Annotated in this window: 17 protein-coding genes; 6 read left to right on the top strand and 11 right to left on the bottom strand. The window is 67.4% G+C overall.

Translation table 11 applies throughout. From position 1 onward, the window contains the following. The first annotated feature begins 36 nt into the window (after positions 1 to 36). The gene (locus tag Q7V15_RS11235; protein WP_304755654.1) at positions 37 to 1,011 is read left to right on the top strand and encodes a sodium-dependent bicarbonate transport family permease; all 975 of its coding nucleotides are present in this window, start codon (positions 37 to 39) and stop codon (positions 1,009 to 1,011) included. Positions 1,012 to 1,016: 5 nt separating this feature from the next. Beyond that, complete coding sequence (locus Q7V15_RS11230) at positions 1,017 to 1,325, top strand: hypothetical protein (protein WP_304755653.1); 309 nt, start codon at positions 1,017 to 1,019, stop codon at positions 1,323 to 1,325. Here Q7V15_RS11230 and Q7V15_RS11225 read toward each other — a convergent pair. From Q7V15_RS11225 to phnG, 8 genes are read right to left on the bottom strand one after another with little or no spacing between them, the layout of a single operon-like run. Further along, positions 1,322 to 2,026, bottom strand: coding sequence for a DUF1045 domain-containing protein (locus tag Q7V15_RS11225; RefSeq protein WP_304755652.1), 705 nt, complete (start codon positions 2,024 to 2,026; stop codon positions 1,322 to 1,324). The genes Q7V15_RS11230 and Q7V15_RS11225 overlap by 4 nt on opposite strands. Then, complete coding sequence (locus Q7V15_RS11220) at positions 2,023 to 3,165, bottom strand: alpha-D-ribose 1-methylphosphonate 5-triphosphate diphosphatase (protein WP_304755651.1); 1,143 nt, start codon at positions 3,163 to 3,165, stop codon at positions 2,023 to 2,025. Before Q7V15_RS11220 ends, Q7V15_RS11225 begins: the two co-directional genes overlap by 4 nt. Positions 3,166 to 3,167: 2 nt before the next feature. After that, a complete protein-coding gene (phnL, locus tag Q7V15_RS11215; protein WP_304755650.1) occupies positions 3,168 to 3,872 on the bottom strand; it encodes a phosphonate C-P lyase system protein PhnL in 705 nt (234 codons plus the stop codon). 4 nt (positions 3,873 to 3,876) lie between these two features. Continuing rightward, positions 3,877 to 4,674: a phosphonate C-P lyase system protein PhnK gene (gene phnK, locus Q7V15_RS11210; RefSeq protein WP_304755649.1), complete on the bottom strand. Its 798-nt coding sequence runs from the start codon at positions 4,672 to 4,674 to the stop codon at positions 3,877 to 3,879. After that, positions 4,671 to 5,600 carry an alpha-D-ribose 1-methylphosphonate 5-phosphate C-P-lyase PhnJ gene (locus tag Q7V15_RS11205; protein WP_304755648.1) on the bottom strand — a complete coding sequence of 310 codons (930 nt, stop codon included), beginning with the start codon at positions 5,598 to 5,600 and terminating at the stop codon, positions 4,671 to 4,673. Before Q7V15_RS11205 ends, phnK begins: the two co-directional genes overlap by 4 nt. Beyond that, positions 5,597 to 6,706: a carbon-phosphorus lyase complex subunit PhnI gene (locus tag Q7V15_RS11200; RefSeq protein WP_304755647.1), complete on the bottom strand. Its 1,110-nt coding sequence runs from the start codon at positions 6,704 to 6,706 to the stop codon at positions 5,597 to 5,599. Before Q7V15_RS11200 ends, Q7V15_RS11205 begins: the two co-directional genes overlap by 4 nt. Before the next feature lies 1 nt (position 6,707). Next, positions 6,708 to 7,325, bottom strand: coding sequence for a phosphonate C-P lyase system protein PhnH (gene phnH, locus Q7V15_RS11195; RefSeq protein ID WP_304755646.1), 618 nt, complete (start codon positions 7,323 to 7,325; stop codon positions 6,708 to 6,710). Continuing rightward, entirely contained in the window at positions 7,322 to 7,795 is a 474-nt protein-coding gene (gene phnG, locus Q7V15_RS11190; RefSeq protein WP_304755645.1) for a phosphonate C-P lyase system protein PhnG, read from the bottom strand. Before phnG ends, phnH begins: the two co-directional genes overlap by 4 nt. Before the next feature lie 166 nt (positions 7,796 to 7,961). On the opposite strand from phnG, the gene phnF reads away from it, so the two are divergent. Then, entirely contained in the window at positions 7,962 to 8,669 is a 708-nt protein-coding gene (gene phnF / locus Q7V15_RS11185; RefSeq protein WP_304755644.1) for a phosphonate metabolism transcriptional regulator PhnF, read from the top strand. Between the two features lie 27 nt (positions 8,670 to 8,696). Further along, positions 8,697 to 9,830, top strand: a complete 1,134-nt coding sequence (locus tag Q7V15_RS11180) for an alpha-D-ribose 1-methylphosphonate 5-triphosphate diphosphatase (RefSeq protein WP_304755643.1) — start codon at positions 8,697 to 8,699, stop codon at positions 9,828 to 9,830. Between the two features lie 288 nt (positions 9,831 to 10,118). Here Q7V15_RS11180 and Q7V15_RS11175 read toward each other — a convergent pair whose 3' ends face one another. From Q7V15_RS11175 to Q7V15_RS11165, 3 genes are all read right to left on the bottom strand, one after another. Next, positions 10,119 to 12,818: a TonB-dependent receptor gene (locus tag Q7V15_RS11175; RefSeq protein WP_304755642.1), complete on the bottom strand. Its 2,700-nt coding sequence runs from the start codon at positions 12,816 to 12,818 to the stop codon at positions 10,119 to 10,121. Positions 12,819 to 12,984: 166 nt separating this feature from the next. Continuing rightward, a complete protein-coding gene (gene wrbA / locus Q7V15_RS11170; RefSeq protein WP_304755641.1) occupies positions 12,985 to 13,584 on the bottom strand; it encodes an NAD(P)H:quinone oxidoreductase in 600 nt (199 codons plus the stop codon). A 42-nt stretch (positions 13,585 to 13,626) separates the two neighbouring features. Continuing rightward, on the bottom strand, positions 13,627 to 14,325 hold the full coding sequence (locus Q7V15_RS11165) for a pirin family protein (protein ID WP_304755640.1): 699 nt from the start codon (positions 14,323 to 14,325) through the stop codon (positions 13,627 to 13,629). 100 nt (positions 14,326 to 14,425) lie between these two features. On the opposite strand from Q7V15_RS11165, the gene Q7V15_RS11160 reads away from it, so the two are divergent. Together Q7V15_RS11160 and Q7V15_RS11155 are read left to right on the top strand one after the other, a co-directional pair. Continuing rightward, positions 14,426 to 15,364 carry a LysR family transcriptional regulator gene (locus tag Q7V15_RS11160; RefSeq protein ID WP_304755639.1) on the top strand — a complete coding sequence of 313 codons (939 nt, stop codon included), beginning with the start codon at positions 14,426 to 14,428 and terminating at the stop codon, positions 15,362 to 15,364. A gap of 14 nt (positions 15,365 to 15,378) precedes the next feature. Beyond that, on the top strand, positions 15,379 to 16,584 hold the full coding sequence (locus Q7V15_RS11155; RefSeq protein WP_304755638.1) for a patatin-like phospholipase family protein: 1,206 nt from the start codon (positions 15,379 to 15,381) through the stop codon (positions 16,582 to 16,584). The last annotated feature ends 3 nt before the right edge of the window (positions 16,585 to 16,587 follow it).

Below are 16,587 nucleotides of genomic sequence, written 5' to 3'. Positions count from 1 at the left end.
CTATGAGGGCTGGTCCCTGAACCCTTGGAGCCGCCCGTGGTCGAGTCGCTGCAACTGGCCCTGACCAACCTGCTGACGCCAGCCATCCTGTTCTTCCTGCTGGGCTTCGGCGCCGGGTGGTTCAAGTCCGACCTGACCGTGCCGGAGGGCGCAGCCAAGACTCTGGCCCTGGTGCTGATGTTGTCCATTGGCTTCAAGGGCGGCGTGGAGGCTGCGCGAGCGGGCCTGAGCGCGGACTTTCTCAAGGCGGCTGGCGTCGGCCTGACCCTCAGCTTCGGCATCCCGATCCTCGCCTTCGGCGTCCTGCGGCTAATCAGCCGCCTGGACCGGACGACGGCGGCGGCCACGGCGGCCCACTATGGCTCGGTGTCCATCGTCACCTTCGTGGCCGGCACGGAGTTCCTGCGGGTCAGCGGCGTGCCTTTCGGAGGCTACATGGTCGCGGTCGTGGCGCTGATGGAGACCCCGGCCATTCTCTCGGCCCTGATCCTGGCGGGCGGCGGCGCGGCCGGCCGGCAGGGCCTGCGCGGTGAGCTGTTCCGTGAGGTGGCGCTGAACGGGTCGGTGGTCCTGCTGATCGGCGCCTTCCTGGTGGGGCTGCTCAGCGGCGATGCGGGCATGAGCAAGATGGAGGTCTTTGTCGGCCCGGTCTTCCAGGGGGTGCTGGTGCTCTTCCTGCTGGACATGGGGCTGGTGGCGGCCCGGCGGCTCAGCGCGGCGCGGTCGCTGACCCTGCCGCTGGTCGCCTTTGCGATCCTCATGCCGCTGGCCTCCTCAGTGCTGTCGCTGGGCCTGTCATTGCTCCTTGGACTGTCGCCGGGCAATGCGGCGGTCCTGGCTATCCTGGCGGCCAGCGCCTCCTATATCGCCGTACCGGCCGCCATGCGGATCGCCCTGCCGGACGCTGATCCCGGCGTCTATCTGACCCTGTCCCTGGCGGTGACCTTCCCGTTCAACCTGGTCTTTGGCATTCCCCTCTACACGGCGGCGACCGCCGCCCTCTTCGGGTGAGATCCATGCAACTGTCGAAACGGAAGAAGCTGGAAATCATCGTTGAGGCGCCGGTGCTGCGGCGGGTGGAGGCCTTCCTCGCCGAGGCCGGGGTGCGGGGCTGGACCGTGCTGCCCAGTCTGGCGGGCAGCGGCGACAGCGGCGAATGGCGTAGCGGCGACTTCACGCCGGGCCAGGAAAAGCGGCTGATCTATGCCCTGGTGACCACCGAGGTGGCCGACCGGGTCCTGACCCGTCTGGCCGACTTCTTCGCCGATTATCCTGGGGTGGCGGCTGTCTCTGACGTCGAGGTCATGCGCGGCGACAAGTTCTAGACCGCCGCCCGCTCAACGGCGAAGCCGAAGCGCGACATCACCTCGAACGGCGCGTCGCGGTCGGCCTGACGGTAGATGGCGACGCTGTCAAAGCGGTGTGGGCCTGTCACATAGGCGAACAATTGCGAGAGGGTCTCCAGCACCCGGGCGCGCACCGTGTCATCGGCGATTCCGCTGGTCAGTGTCATGTGGAAGCGGAAGTCATCGAAGATGTAGGGATAGCCCCACTCCAGCATCCGGGCGTCCTGGGCCGGCGTCAGGTTCGCCTTGCGGCGACGGGCGATGTCGGCCTCCGACAGGGGCGCGCGGAACGGGTCGAAGTCGCGAACGCAGGCCTCGGCCAGGGCGTCCATGGCCGGGCAGGGATCATTAAGCCGGAAGGCCAGGAAGCGGCCCAGCGCCTGGGGGGAAATCAAGGCCTCGAAGGCGGTCCACTGGCTGGCGAAGCCTTCGGCGAAATCCAGCAGGTCCCGCTCGCTGGCCCCGTCCGCCAGTTCGAACGGCGCCTTCAGCGTCGCGTGGAAGCCATAGCCCCGAGGACTGGCGGTCAAGGCGTCCAGGTCGAGGTCGGCGAGCGCCGGCGTGGCCGGCCGGACGCAATCCACCTTGCGATGCGGATCGCGGCCGAGCCAGGCGCAGGCCAGGTCCCAGAGGTCCCCTTGCGGATCAGGCGCGTAATAGACGGCGTAGCGGGGGCTCATGCCACGCGGACGCCTTGGCGCCAGACTTCCACCGGGACGGGCCAGCCCTGGCTGCGGCGGGAGACGCGAACCAGGTCGGCGCGCTGGCCGACGACGATCTCGCCGCGATCCTTGAGCCCTAGGCTGCGGGCCGGCGCCGCGCTGACCGTGGCCATGGCGTCCTGCGGCGCCCAGCCGAGGTCGTCGATCAGCATGAAGGCGGAGCGCAGCATGGAGAGGGGCACATAGTCCGAGGCGAGGATGTCGAGCACGCCGGCCTGGGCGCTCTCACGGGCCGACAGATTGCCTGAATGCGAGCCGCCGCGCACGAAGTTCGGCGCGCCCATGGCCACGAACATGCCCAGTTCCTTGGCCTTGCGGGCCGCGGTCAGGGTGACGGGAAACTCCGCGATGATGCAGCCGTCGTCATGGGCCTCTTCCACATGCTCCAGGGTTTCGTCGTCATGGGCGGCGAGCGGCACGCCGTATTCCCGGGCGAACGCCACCACCTTACGGCGGTTGTCATAGGCGACACCGGGATCGCGGCCGGCATGGCGGCGGGCCATGATCTCTTCGATCTCGTCTGCGCTGCGACCGGCCGCCACCATGCGGGCCTGGAGGCGCTCCACATTGGCGGTCTGCCGCTGGCCCGGCGTGTGGTCCATGACCGACAGCAGCTTCAGCCGCGGATTGTCGGCGTGGGGCTCCAGCAGGGTGAGCAGTTCGGGATTGGTCACCTCGCAGCGCAGGTGCAGCAGGTGGTCGGCGCGCAGGGCGCCGTCGGTCTGCGCCTGGTCCATGCCGGCGATCATGGGGCCGAGCGCGTCCTTGCGGTCCAGGCCATCCTTGCGCCCATGCAGGCTGAGGGAGTCCAGCACGGTGGTGATGCCGGCGGTGACGCACTGGCCGTCGTGGGCCAGCGCCGCCCCATAGGCGTCCCACAGGGCGCCAGGGCGGGGCTGGTAGTGCTTTTCCAGATTGTCGGTGTGGATGTCGATCAGGCCGGCGACCAGCACGTCGCCGGTCCAGTCCAGCGCGCCTGCTGGGCAGGCGTCCCGGGCCTCCACGGCGGCGATGACGCCGTCGCGGAGGATCAGTTCGGCGGCGATCTGGCCTGAGGGCGTGATCACCTGGTCGGAGAAGATGCGGGTCTCGGTCATGGTCAGGCGGCCGCCTTGAACTGGGACACCTCAAACAGCCGGCTGGCCACGGCGTCGCGAACGTCGAGATCGTGGAAGATGCCGATCATGGCCGCGCCCTCGGCCAGGGCCTCGTTGATCAGCCGCACGACGATGGCCCGGTTCTCCGCATCCAGGGAGGCGGTGGGCTCGTCGAGCAGCAGGACCGGATACTTCCGGATGAAGCTGCGGGCGATGTTCACCCGCTGCTGCTCGCCGCCGGAGAAGGTGGCCGGCGGCAGGTCCCAGTGGGCCTGGGGCAGGCGGAGCGCCGAAAGCAGCTCGCTGGCCCGGTCCTTGGCCTCGTCGAACGCGACGCCGTTCTCCAGCAGGGGCTCCATCACCAGCTGCAGGGTCGGCACCCGGGGGATGACCCGCAGGAACTGGGAGACATAGCCCAGGGTCCGGCGGCGGACCTCCAGCACCTCGTGGGGATTGGCCCTCGTGATGTCCACATAGGCGCCGTCATGCCAGACCTTCACCGCCCCTTGGGTCGGCAGATAGTTGCCGAAGATGGAGCGCATGAGGGTGGACTTGCCGACGCCGGACTCTCCGGCCAGCACCACGCATTCGCCGGCGGCGACCTGCAGGGTCAGGTCCTGGAAGACCGGGATGGTAGCCTGCTCCGCATTGTGCAGAACGAAGGTCTTGGCCAGGTCTTCGACGATGATCAGGGGTTTGTCGGTCATGGCTCTAGATCTGCAGGACGGAGGAGACGAGGAGCTGGGTGTAGGGATGCTGGGGATCGTCCAGCACCTGGTCGGTCAGGCCGGTTTCCACCACCTCGCCGCCCTTCATGACCATCAGGCGGTCGGCCATCAGGCGGGCCACGGCCATGTCGTGGGTGACGATAATCACCGCCAGGCCCAGATCGCGGACCAGTTCACGCAGCAGGTCGAGCAGGCGGGCCTGGACCGAGACGTCGAGACCGCCGGTGGGCTCATCCATGAACACCAGGCGCGGGCCGTGGATCAGGTTGCGGGCCACCTGGATCCGCTGCTGCATGCCGCCGGAGAAGTTGCGCGGCTTGTCGTCGATGCGACGGGTGTCGAGTTCGACCCGGTCCAGCCAGTCGATAGTGGACTGACGCATCTTTCCATAGTGGCGGGCGCCCAGGTTCATCAGCGGCTCGGCCACATTGGCCCCGCCGGAGACCCGCATGCGCAGGCCATCGCGGGGGTTCTGGTGGACGAAGCCCCATTCCTCCCGCTGCATCCGGCGGCGGTCGGGTTCGGACAGGCGGTAGATGTCGGTCAGGCCGAAGCGGCGGGTGTCGAAGCGGACCTCGCCGGAGGTGGGCGTCAGCTTGCCGGAGATGCAGTTGAGCAGGGTGGTCTTGCCCGATCCGCTCTCACCGACGATGCCCAACACCTCGCCGGGACGCAGGTCGAAGGCCACATCGCGGCAGCCCAGCACGTGGCCGTACCACTTGGTCAGGCCCTCGACGCTCAGCAGCGGGGCAGGCGCAATTCTGCCAGGGATGGCGTTCATTGGGCGGGCTCCTGCAGGGCGGCGTCCTGATCCAGGGTGTGGCCGGCCATGGGGCCGACATGGCCGGCCGCGCGGCGTTCGGCGCAGTGGTGGCTGTCGGAGCAGACGAACATCTTGTCGCCGGCGTCATCGAGGATGACCTCGTCGAGATAGGAATCCTTGGCCCCGCACAGGGCGCAGGTCTCTTCCCAGGTCTGGGTCTCGAAGGGGTAGTCCTCGAAGTCCAGGCTGCGGACGCGGGTGAAGGGCGGCACGGCGTAGATGCGCTTCTCCCGGCCGGCGCCGAACAGCATGACCGCCTCGTTCTGGGCCATTTTCGGATTGTCGAACTTGGGGATCGGCGAGGGCGACATCAGGTAGCGCTCCTCCACCATCACCGGATAGCCGGCGGTGGCGGCGATGCGCCCATAGGCCGAGATGTTCTCATAGAGCGAGACGTACTGCAGGCCGTATTCCTCATAGGCGTGCATGGCGCGGGTCTCTGTCTCCCGGGCCTCCAGGCCGCGCAGGGGCTCGGGCTGCGGCACCTGATAGATCAGCACCTGGCCTGCTTTCAGGGGCTTTTCCGGGATCCGGTGGCGGGTCTGGATGATGGTCGCCTCCCCAGTGTCCTCGGTGGTGGCCACGTCGGCCACATTGGCGAAGAAGCGGCGGATGGAGACAGCGTTGGTGGTGTCGTCGGCGCCCTGATCGATGCACTTGTAGACATCGTCGGGGCCGATGATCGCCGCGGTCAGCTGGATGCCGCCAGTGCCCCATCCATAGGGCACGGGCATTTCCCGCGAGCCGAAGGGCACCTGGTATCCGGGGATGGCCAGGGCCTTGAGGATCGAGCGGCGGATCATCCGCTTCGTCTGCTCGTCGAGATAGGCGTAGTTGTAATAGCGCTCGGGCGCATTGGCGCGAGCCGGGACGGGCGTACTCATTCTGCGGCTTCCTTCAGGGCGGCGCGGCGCTCGAAGTGCTCCTTGCGGAGCCGGCGGATCAGTTGCAGGTCGGCCTGGAAGTCGACGTAGTGGGGCAGCTTCAGGTGCTGCACGAAGCCCGAGGCTTCCACATTGTCGGAGTGGTAGAGGACGAACTCCTCGTCCTGGACCGGGGCGTCGGCCTGTTCGCCCACTTCGCGGTGACGCAGGGCGCGGTCGACGATGGCCATGCTCATGGCCTTGCGCTCGCAATGGCCGAAGGTCAGGCCATAGCCGCGGGTATATTGCGGCGGACGCTCGGCCGAGCCTGCGAAGCCCGACAGCATGGTGCATTCGGTCAGGGTGACCTCGCCGATCTCGATGGCGAAGCCCAGCTCGTCAGGCACGAATTCCACGGCCACCTCACCCATGCGGATCTCGCCGCAGAGGGGGTGGGTTGAGCCCCAGCCGCGCTGCGAGGAATAGGCCAGGCTGAGCAGGAAGCCCTCGTCGCCGCGGGCCAGGGCCTGCAGGCGCTGGTCGCGGTCGGCCGGGAACTTCATCGGCTCGCGGGTCAGGTCGTAGGGCTCAGGCCCCTCGTCGGCGCGGACGTCGTGCTCCAGCAGATCCTCATGGCGGAACACCGAGGCGATGTTGGGCATGGGATAGGCCTGGGGCTCCTCGGCCTGGGGCGCGGGCTCAGGCGCCACGCCGCCTTCAGCCGCCAGGGCGAAGTCCAGCAGGCGGTGGGTGTAGTCGAAGGTGGGGCCAAGCACCTGGCCGCCGGGAATGTCCTTGAAGGCCGCCGAGACGCGGCGACGCACCGCCATGGCCTCGGTCTCCACGGGCAGGGAGGCGCCGAAGCGGGGCAGGGTGGTGCGATAGGCCCGCAGCAGGAAGATGGCCTCGGGCAGGTCGCCGCGGGCCTGCTTGATGGCCAGGGCGGCCAGGTCGCGGTCGTAGCAGGAGCCTTCGCTCATCACCCGGTCGACGGCCAGCGACAGCTGTTCGCGAACCTGCGCCACCTCCAGCTCACTGACGCCAGGATCGCCACGGCGATCTTCGGCCAGCCACTGGTGCGCGTGGGTGATCGCCTTCTCGCCGCCTTTGACGGAAACGTAGGCCATGTCAGCCTCCCTTGATCTGAGCGGTGGTGGTGCGCGGCAGGGCGAGCAGCTGGTCGCCAGCGACCAGCAGAACGTCCACGCCGAACTGGAACTGCGCCTGGTTGGTCTCGATCTGCGTCCAGAAGTCCTGGGGCAGGCCCTGGGGCGCGATGTCGGTGGTGGTCTGGATGCCCGGACCGCTGAGGGTCACCGTGGGGCCGCCCTCGAGGGACGCAACCTGCAGGATCACCGTGGTGGAGCGGTCGGGGTACTTGGCGTCGCCCTGACTGAAGGCGGCCAGGTTCGGGGCCTTGGCCGCGTCGGTGACGATGGCGAAAGCCGCCTCCTGAGCCTTCGTCGTGAGCGGGCAGCCGCAGTGGAAGCGGAGCCAGGCCTCGGCCTCTGAGTCGGCCAGCGCCGGATCGAGCCAGACCAGGGTCTCGAAGTCGAACAGGGTCAGGGCCACGGCGCCCGCGGCCTTGCTGAGACCGTTCGGGGCGTCGGGGGCGCGGTCGAAGCGGGTGATGCGGCCGGGCCGGGCCATGCATTCCATGACTTCGCGGAACACCGCCTGGCTCTCACGAACCGGATCGGCGAAGGCCGGGGCGATGCGGCTGAGATCGAGGGTGGCGACGCTCATTGGGGGCCTCGGGTGCGAACCATGGTGAAAAAGTCGACCTTGGTGGCCGCCGCCTTGCGGGCGGTGGTGTCGCGGCGCTCGGCCTGGGCGCGGGCCAGCTTGGCGACCACGGCGCCCTCGACCACCGGGCGAAGGGCCGGAGCCTGCATCATGGCGTCAACGGCCGCGGCCAGTTCAGCGTGGCGACGGTCGCGGCCGGCGACGTAGCCGATGCCGGTCTCGCCGCTCTCCAGCCGCACCGCGGCGCGGGTGACAGTCATCTCGCCCATGTTGAAGGCGTCGCCGGCGCCGCCCATGCGGCCCCGCACCAGAACCAGGCCGGTCTCCGGCGCGCGGAGCGCCGAATAGGCCGGCGGCTGGGCAAGGGTGTCCCAGGCTGCGCTGACCTCGTCGGGCTGCGCCTTGGCCAGGATGGACAACCACTGGCGGCGCTCTTCGCTCGCCGTCTCGTTGACCGGGTCAACCTGCATCCCTCACCTCGACAAGTAAGTAAAATGTTGTATTCGTCCTATGCATTGGGTATTCGAAAGCCCAATTGACGACAACAAGCCAAGTATGAAACTTATTTTACAGTAGTAAAACTTGTCTAGGACATCCGACGTAGACTGATCACGAGGTGGTGGAATGTCAGGTGGAATGCCGTTGTGGCGCGAGATCGCCCAGTCCCTGGAACAGCAGATCCGGTCGCGTGAGCTGACGCCCGGCGATAAGTTACCGACCGAACACGAGCTTTCGCGCCAGTTCATGGTCAACCGCCACACGGTGCGCCGCGCCCTGTCTGACCTGCAGGAAAAGGGGATCGTGGAGTCGACCCAGGGACGGGGCAGCTTCGTGCGCCGGCCCTCGCGTCCGGCGCGGCTCCAGAAGCGGCCCCGCTTCACCGAGGCGGTCCTGAGAAGCGGCGCGGAGCCGACCACCCAGATCATCAAGCTGGAGGTTCGTCCGGCGACCAGTCCGGTGGCCGAGGCCCTGGGCCTGAAGATCGGCGCGCCGGTGATCTTCATGGAGCGGCGACGTTTCGTCGATGGCGAGCCGACGGCGCTTGGCCTTCACCACTTCAGCTTCGAACGCTTCCCGACCTTCATCGAGATGTACAAGGTCCGCGGCACCATCACCCAGACCCTGCGCGACAGCGGCGTGCCCGACTATACGCGGCGAAAAACCTCCATATCAGCGCGCCTGCCCACCCCGCAGGAGGCCGAGCAACTGCACGTCCCTCGGCACGTCCCGCTGCTGATCCGCAAATACCTCAATGTCGATGGTCTGGGCCGCCCGCTGGAGTTCGGGGAATCCCGCTCCACCGCGGAGATCGAAATCATCTTCCAGGACCCAGAGCGGGACTGATTGTCTCAAGTTTTCCAGGAGAAGAGTGTGGAACTGGCGTTTCGAAACGCCCGTGTGGTCACGGGCGAAGATGACTTCATCGGATCGGTTCTGGTGCGCGACGGCGTCATCGTCCAGGTGGACCGGGGGGGCGGCGAGGTCGGGGAGGACTTTGAGGGCGATGTCCTGATGCCCGGGGTCGTCGACCTGCACACCGACAGCCTGGAAAAGCACTATTTCCCCCGGCCCAATATCGACTGGAACCCGGTCTCGGCGGCGGTGACCCATGACGGCTGTGGCCTCTCGGTGGGGGTGACCACGGTGCTCAACTCCCTGACCCTGGGCTCCTTCAATCCATCGGCGGCGCGCAACACCGACAATCTGAAACGCCTGGTCGATGGCCTGCATGCGGCGGAAGGCCAGGGCATGCTGCGGGCCGATCACAGGATCCACTGGCGCTGCGAGACCACCGCCGATGATCTGCGTAGCCGCCTGGAGGTGATGGCCGATCATCCGATGACCTCGCTGTTCTCGCTGATGGATCACACCCCGGGCCAGCGGCAGTATCGCAACCTCGAAAAGCACCTGGCCAACTGGCAGGCGGGCGGCATGAGCGAGGCGGCCGCCCTCGACCGGCTGGCCCAGGTGCGGGACCGCCAGGCCCGCAACGCCAATGACAACCGTCGGCATGTGGCGCAGATGGCGCGGGACCGTCAGATCCCCCTGGCCAGCCACGATGATGAGAGCCTCGAGCACATTGATGAGGCCGCGGCGCTTGGCGCGACCGTGGCTGAGTTCCCGGTCACGGCCGAGGCCGCCCATCGGGCGCGGGCGCGGGGCATGGTGGTGGTCATGGGCGGCCCCAACCTGATCCGCGGCGGTTCCTATTCCGGCAACGTCCCGGCCGCTGAGTTGGCCGAGGCTGACCTGCTGGACGCCTTCGCCTCGGACTATGTGCCGCGCAGTCTGGTGGAGTGCGCCTTCGCCATGACCCGCGAGCCTTTTGGCTGGAGCCTCTCGCGGGCCGCAGCCCTGGTCACCGCCGCCCCCGCCCGGGCGGTCGGCCTGTCTGACCGTGGCGAAATCGCCCCCGGCCAGCGGGCCGATTTGCTGAGAGTGCGGCTCGCCGGCGGTCTGCCTCTGGTCCGAGGCGTCTGGACCAACGGCGCCCGGGCGGCCTGAGGCCCATGCGGATCGACGCCCTCGACACCTGGAAACTCGAGGGCGAGTGTGGGCGGCGGATCGCTGGCCAGGCTCCGGACTGCTGTCGGGCGGTGACCTGAACGCCATCGCCGCCGGGCTCAATCATCTGGCCCTGGGTTCCCTCCGGTCACGCCCTCATGCTGGCTGACCTGGCCCGATCTGGACCGATAGCGCCGTCAAAGAAAGGGCGCCCCGGCATGGCCGAGACGCCTGTGCTTCCGCCTGGGACTGGCCGCGCCTGCGCATGGCCAGTCTAGGACAAGGTGTTTAGAAGGAGGCGCGGACGCCCAGGAGATACTTCCGGCCAAAGCCTTCGACCTCATAGGGACGGTCTTCACGGCCCTGGTAGCGCACGCCCTGCTCATTGGTCAGGTTGTTGGCGTCCAGGAAGACCGAGAAGGTGTCGTTGACCTGATAGCGAACCGACAGGTCCAATCGCTGGCTTTCATCCCAGTAGAGGTTGGAATTGGCCGACGATCCGGACGGGAAGACCTCGTCCAGCCAGTCGGTCCGATGCTGCCAGGTCAGGCGGCTGGAAATGCCGTGTTTTTCATAGAAGAGGGTCGCGCTGGTGATCCGGTCAGAGGTGCCCGGGAACTCCACCGTCTCGCCATCGGGGGTTTCGAACTCGCCCTTGGTGAACGACACGCTGCCCTGGAAGCCCAAGCCCGACAGCAGGCCCGGCAGGAAGGTCCAGGGCTGGGTGTAGACGAACTCCAGGCCCGTCAGATGGCCATTTCGACCGTTCTGGAACGAGGACAGGGTGTAGCCGCTCCGGTCCACGCCGTTGAAGTTGTAGCTGGCGTCCCCAACGATCCGCGAGGCGCTGAACAGGACGTCTTCCACTTCGCGATGAAAGAAGCTGACCGCCATCAGGGCGGCGGGGGCGAAGTACCACTCGGCCGAGAGATCTACCCCGTAGGCCCTTTCCGGCACGAGGAAGGGGTTGCCGCCAGAAAGGGTTTCGCTGGTGTCGTTCACCGTCACCGTCGCGCGCTGCCAGTTCATGCTGGGGCGGGCGGCGCCGGTGATGAAGGCGGCGCGGAGTTTCAGATTGTCCGAATAGTCGAAGCCGTAGTGCAGGCTCGGAAAGACGTGGGTGACTTCCGACGAGAAGTTGAGGGGGACCAGGGTTCCGCCCACATTGGCCAGACCATCAGACGCGGTCTCCGTGCGCTCTACCCGGACGCCGCCGGTGAGGGTGTGACGATCCCACTTCCAGCGGTTCATGGCGTAGGCGGAGGCGATCTTCTCGTCGACGGTGTTGCTGAGCTTCCGGTCGATATCATAGACGGCGAAATTGCCGGTTCCAGCGGCGTTGGCGACGCGCGCGGCGTCCATCAGGGCCAGCACCCCATCGCGCATGCGGCGGGTGTCGATGTGGACGGCGGTGAAGCCGCGATCCATGTCCTGGTCCCAGGGGGTCGTCCCAAAGAGGGTCTTCATGTCCCAGGGCAGACCGAGCAGGGCGGCGTTGGTCTCCAGGGGGAAGCCGGTGCGGTTTCCTGTGGCTACGCTGCCGTCCGGGCGGACCAGGTTGGTGATGTCGTTTTCCTGCGTCCGGTCGTCGAACTGGAAGCCGGCGCTGAAAGTGGCCAGGGCGCCGAAGCTGTTCCAGTCGCGGCTGGCGTCGAACTTCACCGTGTAGGCCTCGGTCTCAAGCCGGCTGGTGGATTCGGTGGCGAAGGATTCGGGCAGCGACATCTGGTTGATGGAGGTGCGCTGTTGGCCCCGGGTCGGCTGTCCATTGACCAGAACCGTGTCGTAGAGCGTGTGGTAGGGGAAGCCGCCGGAGACCGCGTTGACGGTCACATTCATGGACGGGAGGAAGACGGTGTTGGCGATCGAAGGCCGCGACGTGGCCGTTGAGGTCGTCTGGCCGACGCTCGGGTAGAAGTTGTTGAACTCCGTGGTGGCGTAGGCGAGGTCCCAGTTCAGATCCCAGGCGCCCACGCGGTGGTCGCCGTGCAGCACGTTGAAGACCACGCCATTGGTGTAGATCCCGTAGGCGAAGGAGGCGGTCATGGGGACGCCGACCAGATCCGCGGTCTCAAAGTTCCGCGTGCCAGAGAAGGCGTTGGCGTAGCTGAAGACGTACCAGTTCCGCTCTTCGTAGTCGGCGAACTCGGTCGACAGGTGAGAGAGTGAAATATAGTGGTCGTCGCTGGGCGAGTATTCCAATTTCGCGGAATAGGACTCGGTCACCCGCTCGATCACATACTTGGTGAATCGCAGCGAGGAGAGCCCGATGTCGTCGAAGCGCGGCTCGTCATTGTCGGTGTGCTGCTCGAAGGAGTAGTGGGAGCCGATCAGGCTGGCGCCCCAGGTCCCGTTGGACCAGGACAGGCGGCCGGAATACTGCTTCACCGGCCCATCGCCCATATCGACGAACCCGCCGCCCACATCGAACGACCCATGGAAGCCCGGCAGGGTCAGGGGCGAGAAGGTCTCGATGTTCACCCGGCCAGCCAGGGCTTCGGCGGGCATGTTCGGTAGCAGGGTCTTGTTCAGCACCACCTGGCTGATCTGAGCGGCCGGCACGGAGTCGAACCGGAAAATGCGGTCTTCGGCGCCGATCAGGTTGACGCCGTCCAGCGCCATGGTGGTCCAACGGGTGGGCGCCCCGCGGATCTGGATGTAGCGCTCCTGGCCCTGGTCGCGCTGAACGCCGACGCCGGGGAGGCGGGCGAGCGCGCCGGCCGCGGTGGCGTCGGGAAAGCGGCCGATCGTGTCGGAGGCGATGACGTTGACGATGTTGTCCGACGCCCTCTGGATCTCCAGCGAGGCCTCGATGGAGTCACGGATCGGGGTGGCGGTGACCACCAACTCGGAGACCTCGGCGTCGTCGGCCAGGGCTGGGGCGGCTGCGGCCGCCAGGATGGGCAGGGAGGCCGAGACGGCCAGCAGAGCGCGGCGTGTACGCGCGCCGGCGAGACGCGCCGGGTGGCGCAGGTGATTGGATGACATGGTCCGTCCCCCTTGTTGCTGTGATCAGCGGACGGGGGCCTCCACTAGGCTAGGCCAGTGTCATCCATTCGTGGTTTCAGTGATGTCTCAATGTATTGGCCGCCACTTGTTGGCTAGACAGGAGGGCGGCGTGCGTGCCCCGGTAGGGACAAGCACGCCTTTCGACCTAGCCTTTTAGCTTCTTGGCCACCTCGGCGATGCGACGGCCCTGATAGCGGGCGCCGTCCAGTTCGGTCTGGCTGGGCTGGCGCGAACCATCGCCGCCGGTGATGGTGGTGGCGCCATAGGGGCTGCCGCCGGTCACCTCGTCCAGACGCATCTGGGCCTGATAGCCATAGTCCATGCCCACCACCACGAGCCCAAAGTGCATCAGATTGGTGATGATGGAGAACAGCGTGGTTTCCTGGCCGCCGTGCTGGGTGGCGGTGGAGGTGAAGGCGCCGCCGACCTTGCCGTTGAGCGCGCCGCTGGCCCACAGGCCGCCAGCCTGATCCAGGAAGTTGGCCATCTGCGAGGCCATCCGGCCAAAGCGGGTGCCGACGCCGATGATGATGGCGTCATAGTCGGCCAGATCCTGGATGGTCGCCACGGGCGCGTCCTGGTCCATCTTGTAGTGAGCGGCCTTGGCGACCTCTTCCGGCACCAGATCGGGAACGCGCTTGATGTCCACCTGGACGCCGACCTCGCGGGCGCCCTCGGCCACCGCCTTGGCCATGGTTTCGATGTGGCCATAGGCCGAATAGTAAAGGACCAGAACCTTGGTCATGGGAACTCCTGCAACTTGGGATTAGGGGGAGGGGGCGCGGCCTCAGGCCGCGTCCACCAGGACGAGCTCGGAATCTTCCAGGGCGGTGATGGTCAGGGACGTCTCACCGGTGATCGCCGCGCCGTCGCGGGTTTCCAGAGTCACGCCATTGACCTCCACCCGACCCTTGGCCGGCACCAGATAGGCATGGCGGGCGGCGTCCAGGACGTGCTCGGTGGTCTCGCCCGCCTTCAGGGTCGCCCCCAGGACGCGGGCCGGCGTGCGGATCGGCAGGGCGTCGGCGTCGTCGTCGAAGCCGCTGGCCAGGGTCACGAAGCGACCGGTTCGGTCGTCCTTGGGGAAGGGCTTGGCGCCCCAGGCCGGCGCGCCGCCCGTCCGCGCCGGCTCGATCCAGATCTGGAAGATACGGGTGGCGTCGCTCTCCAGATTGTATTCCGCGTGGCGGATGCCGGAGCCGGCGCTCATCACCTGGACGTCGCCGGCCTCGGTGCGGCCCTTGTTGCCCAGGCTGTCCTGGTGGGTGATGGCGCCCTCGCGGACATAGGTGATGATCTCCATGTCGGCATGAGGGTGGGGCGGAAAACCCGAATTCGGCGCGATCTCGTCGTCGTTCCAGACCCGGATCGGCCCCCAGCCCATGCGCTTGGGGTCGTAGTAGTTGGCGAAGGAGAAGTGGTGGCGCGCCTTCAGCCAACCGTGGTCGGCGCCGCCCAGTCCGTCAAAACCTCTGCGTTCGATCATCTCGAAACCTCCGCGCCCAGCGGGGCGCTCTTGCCTGAGACCAAGATAGGGCGGATGATCGATATAGAAATAGAAACTACGGAAAGTCATAGTTTCAAAAATGACCGCATTGCCAGACCTCGAGGCCATGGCGATTTTCGCCAAGGTGGTGGAGTTGAAGTCTTTCTCCGGCGCGGCCGACGAGCTGAAACTCTCCAAGGCGACGGTTTCCAAGGCGGTGACGCGCCTTGAGGCCCGCCTTGGCGCGCGGCTGTTCAATCGCACCTCGCGACGCCTGGCCCTGACCGAGGCCGGGCTGAGGCTGGCGGAGCCGGCCACCCGCCTGCTGGCGGACGGACAGGCTGCTGAGGATGAGATCCTGGCGCAGTCGGCCCAGCCCAGGGGGCTGGTCCGGTTGGCCTCGCCCATGTCCTTCGGGCTGCTGGAGGTGGCGCCGCTGCTGCCGGACTTCCTCACCGCCTATCCGGAGGTTTCGGTCGACCTGCACATGAGCGACGAGGCTGTCGATCTGATCGGCCTTGGCTTTGACATGGCCTTGCGGATCGCCGCCCTGCCAGATTCGTCGCTGCTGGCCCGCAAAATCGGACAGGTCCCGCGGCACGTGGTGGCGGCGCCGGCCTATCTCGCCGCCCGAGGGCGTCCGACCCATCCGGCCCACCTCGCCGAGCACGCCTGCCTGGGTTACGCCTATCTGCCGACCCCCGAAACCTGGCGGTTCATCAATGGCGCAGGCGAGGAGGTTTCGGTCCGTCCCGCAGGCCCCCTGCGCGCCAACAACGCCGAGGCCCTCGTGCCCGCTCTTGAAGCCGGACTTGGCCTGGCGCTGCAGCCGGACTTCATTGTGGGTGAAAGCCTCGCCGCCGGCCGCCTGGAGGCGGTGTTGACGGACTGGCGTCCACCGCCCGTGGCCCTGCACCTCGTCATGCCGCCCGGGGGACCAAGACCTGCCCGGGTGGAGGTCCTCGCCCAGTTTCTGGTCCGTCGGCTCTCTGAACGGTGCGCCATCCGGGGGCCGGGCTCGACAGGGTCCGCGGTTTGAGTCAGGGGAACTGAATGCTGACACGGGGACAGTTCAGGGATTGGGGCGGGCCGGCCGTCGCTATGCTCGCGGGCGTCCTGGCGCTGACCCTGGCCGGTTGCGGGTCGATCTCTCGACCGGAGGCGGAGCCCGCCCGCATCGGCGTGGCGGCGGCGGCTTCGTCCCTGGACCCGTTCCGTTTCGTCGCCGACAGCGAGGGCGCTGGTCAGGCCTTTCTCAACGCCTGGCAGGCCCAGCGGGAGGCTGGCGGCGCGCAGTCCGTCACCGCCCTGGCGGTGTCGGGGGGCGGCGCCAATGGGGCGTTTGGCGCTGGTGTGCTGGTCGGGTGGACGCAGACTGGCGAGCGGCCAGTCTTTGATCTGGTGACCGGCGTCAGCACGGGGGCCCTGATCTCACCGTTCGCCTTCCTGGGTTCAGATTGGGACGAGCGGCTTGCGGCGGCCTACAGGGACGAGGACGCCTCGCGGCTCACCGCCGGTCGCTGGGGTGCGCTGCGCCGGCCCAGCCTGTATGGCGACCGGTCGCTCCGAGCCCTGGTGGGCAAATATGTGCAGCCAGATCTGTTGACGGCGATCGCCGCTGAGCACCAGGCGGGACGGCGACTGCTGGTGGCGACCACCAATCTGGACGCCCAGGCGACGATCCTCTGGGACATGGGGGCCATCGCCCTGGCTGGCCAGGCGCCAGGACAGGAGGCCGCAGCCCTGGCCCTGTTTCGCAATGTCCTGGTCGCCTCGGCGAGTATCCCCGGCGTCTTTCCGCCCGTCATGATGGAGGCGGCGGGGCCCTTCGGGACAGTGAGCGAGATGCATGTGGACGGGGGTGTCAGCACGCCGTTTGTCCTGGCGCCGGCCGGCCTGACCTTTTGGCGGCCCGAAGGGGTGATGCGTCCCAAGGACCTCTATGTGATCATCAACGGCGAAATTGAACCGCGGCGAACCATCACCAAGGGCGCGACCTTGCCGATCCTGATGCGCAGCTTCGACACCCTGTCCAAGTCTGACCTTCGGGCGCATCTGATCGCCGCGGTCGCGTTTGCGTCCCGCAATGAGGCGCGCCTGCGATATGCGGCCATCCCCACCGCCCTGGGGGCGGACAGTCTGGCCTTCGACAGGGCGTCAATGCAGCGATTGTTCGACGCGGGTCTGGCGACCGGCGCCGACGGTACGGCCTTCGAAGAGGTGATACCGGAGGCGCAGCCGCCGCCCGTCGCCCCCTGAGAC

Origin of the sequence: Phenylobacterium sp., from assembly GCF_030651755.1 — a bacterium.
Classification (GTDB): Bacteria; Pseudomonadota; Alphaproteobacteria; order Caulobacterales; family Caulobacteraceae; genus Phenylobacterium.
This window is presented reverse-complemented; position numbering and strand designations above follow the sequence as displayed.

Bases quoted from the DNA above. Each gene is read 5' to 3' on its own strand.
- phnL (WP_304755650.1), bottom strand. From the start codon at position 3,872: ATGACCGACAAACCCCTGATCATCGTCGAAGACCTGGCCAAGACCTTC.
- Q7V15_RS11225 (WP_304755652.1), bottom strand. From the start codon at position 2,026: ATGAGCCCCCGCTACGCCGTCTATTACGCGCCTGATCCGCAAGGGGAC.
- wrbA (WP_304755641.1), bottom strand. From the start codon at position 13,584: ATGACCAAGGTTCTGGTCCTTTACTATTCGGCCTATGGCCACATCGAA.
- Q7V15_RS11165 (WP_304755640.1), bottom strand. From the start codon at position 14,325: ATGATCGAACGCAGAGGTTTTGACGGACTGGGCGGCGCCGACCACGGT.
- phnH (WP_304755646.1), bottom strand. From the start codon at position 7,325: ATGAGCGTCGCCACCCTCGATCTCAGCCGCATCGCCCCGGCCTTCGCC.
- Q7V15_RS11155 (WP_304755638.1), top strand. From the start codon at position 15,379: ATGCTGACACGGGGACAGTTCAGGGATTGGGGCGGGCCGGCCGTCGCT.
- phnK (WP_304755649.1), bottom strand. From the start codon at position 4,674: ATGAACGCCATCCCTGGCAGAATTGCGCCTGCCCCGCTGCTGAGCGTC.
- Q7V15_RS11205 (WP_304755648.1), bottom strand. From the start codon at position 5,600: ATGAGTACGCCCGTCCCGGCTCGCGCCAATGCGCCCGAGCGCTATTAC.
- Q7V15_RS11220 (WP_304755651.1), bottom strand. From the start codon at position 3,165: ATGACCGAGACCCGCATCTTCTCCGACCAGGTGATCACGCCCTCAGGC.
- Q7V15_RS11160 (WP_304755639.1), top strand. From the start codon at position 14,426: ATGACCGCATTGCCAGACCTCGAGGCCATGGCGATTTTCGCCAAGGTG.
- phnF (WP_304755644.1), top strand. From the start codon at position 7,962: ATGCCGTTGTGGCGCGAGATCGCCCAGTCCCTGGAACAGCAGATCCGG.
- phnG (WP_304755645.1), bottom strand. From the start codon at position 7,795: ATGCAGGTTGACCCGGTCAACGAGACGGCGAGCGAAGAGCGCCGCCAG.
- Q7V15_RS11200 (WP_304755647.1), bottom strand. From the start codon at position 6,706: ATGGCCTACGTTTCCGTCAAAGGCGGCGAGAAGGCGATCACCCACGCG.
- Q7V15_RS11230 (WP_304755653.1), top strand. From the start codon at position 1,017: ATGCAACTGTCGAAACGGAAGAAGCTGGAAATCATCGTTGAGGCGCCG.
- Q7V15_RS11175 (WP_304755642.1), bottom strand. From the start codon at position 12,818: ATGTCATCCAATCACCTGCGCCACCCGGCGCGTCTCGCCGGCGCGCGT.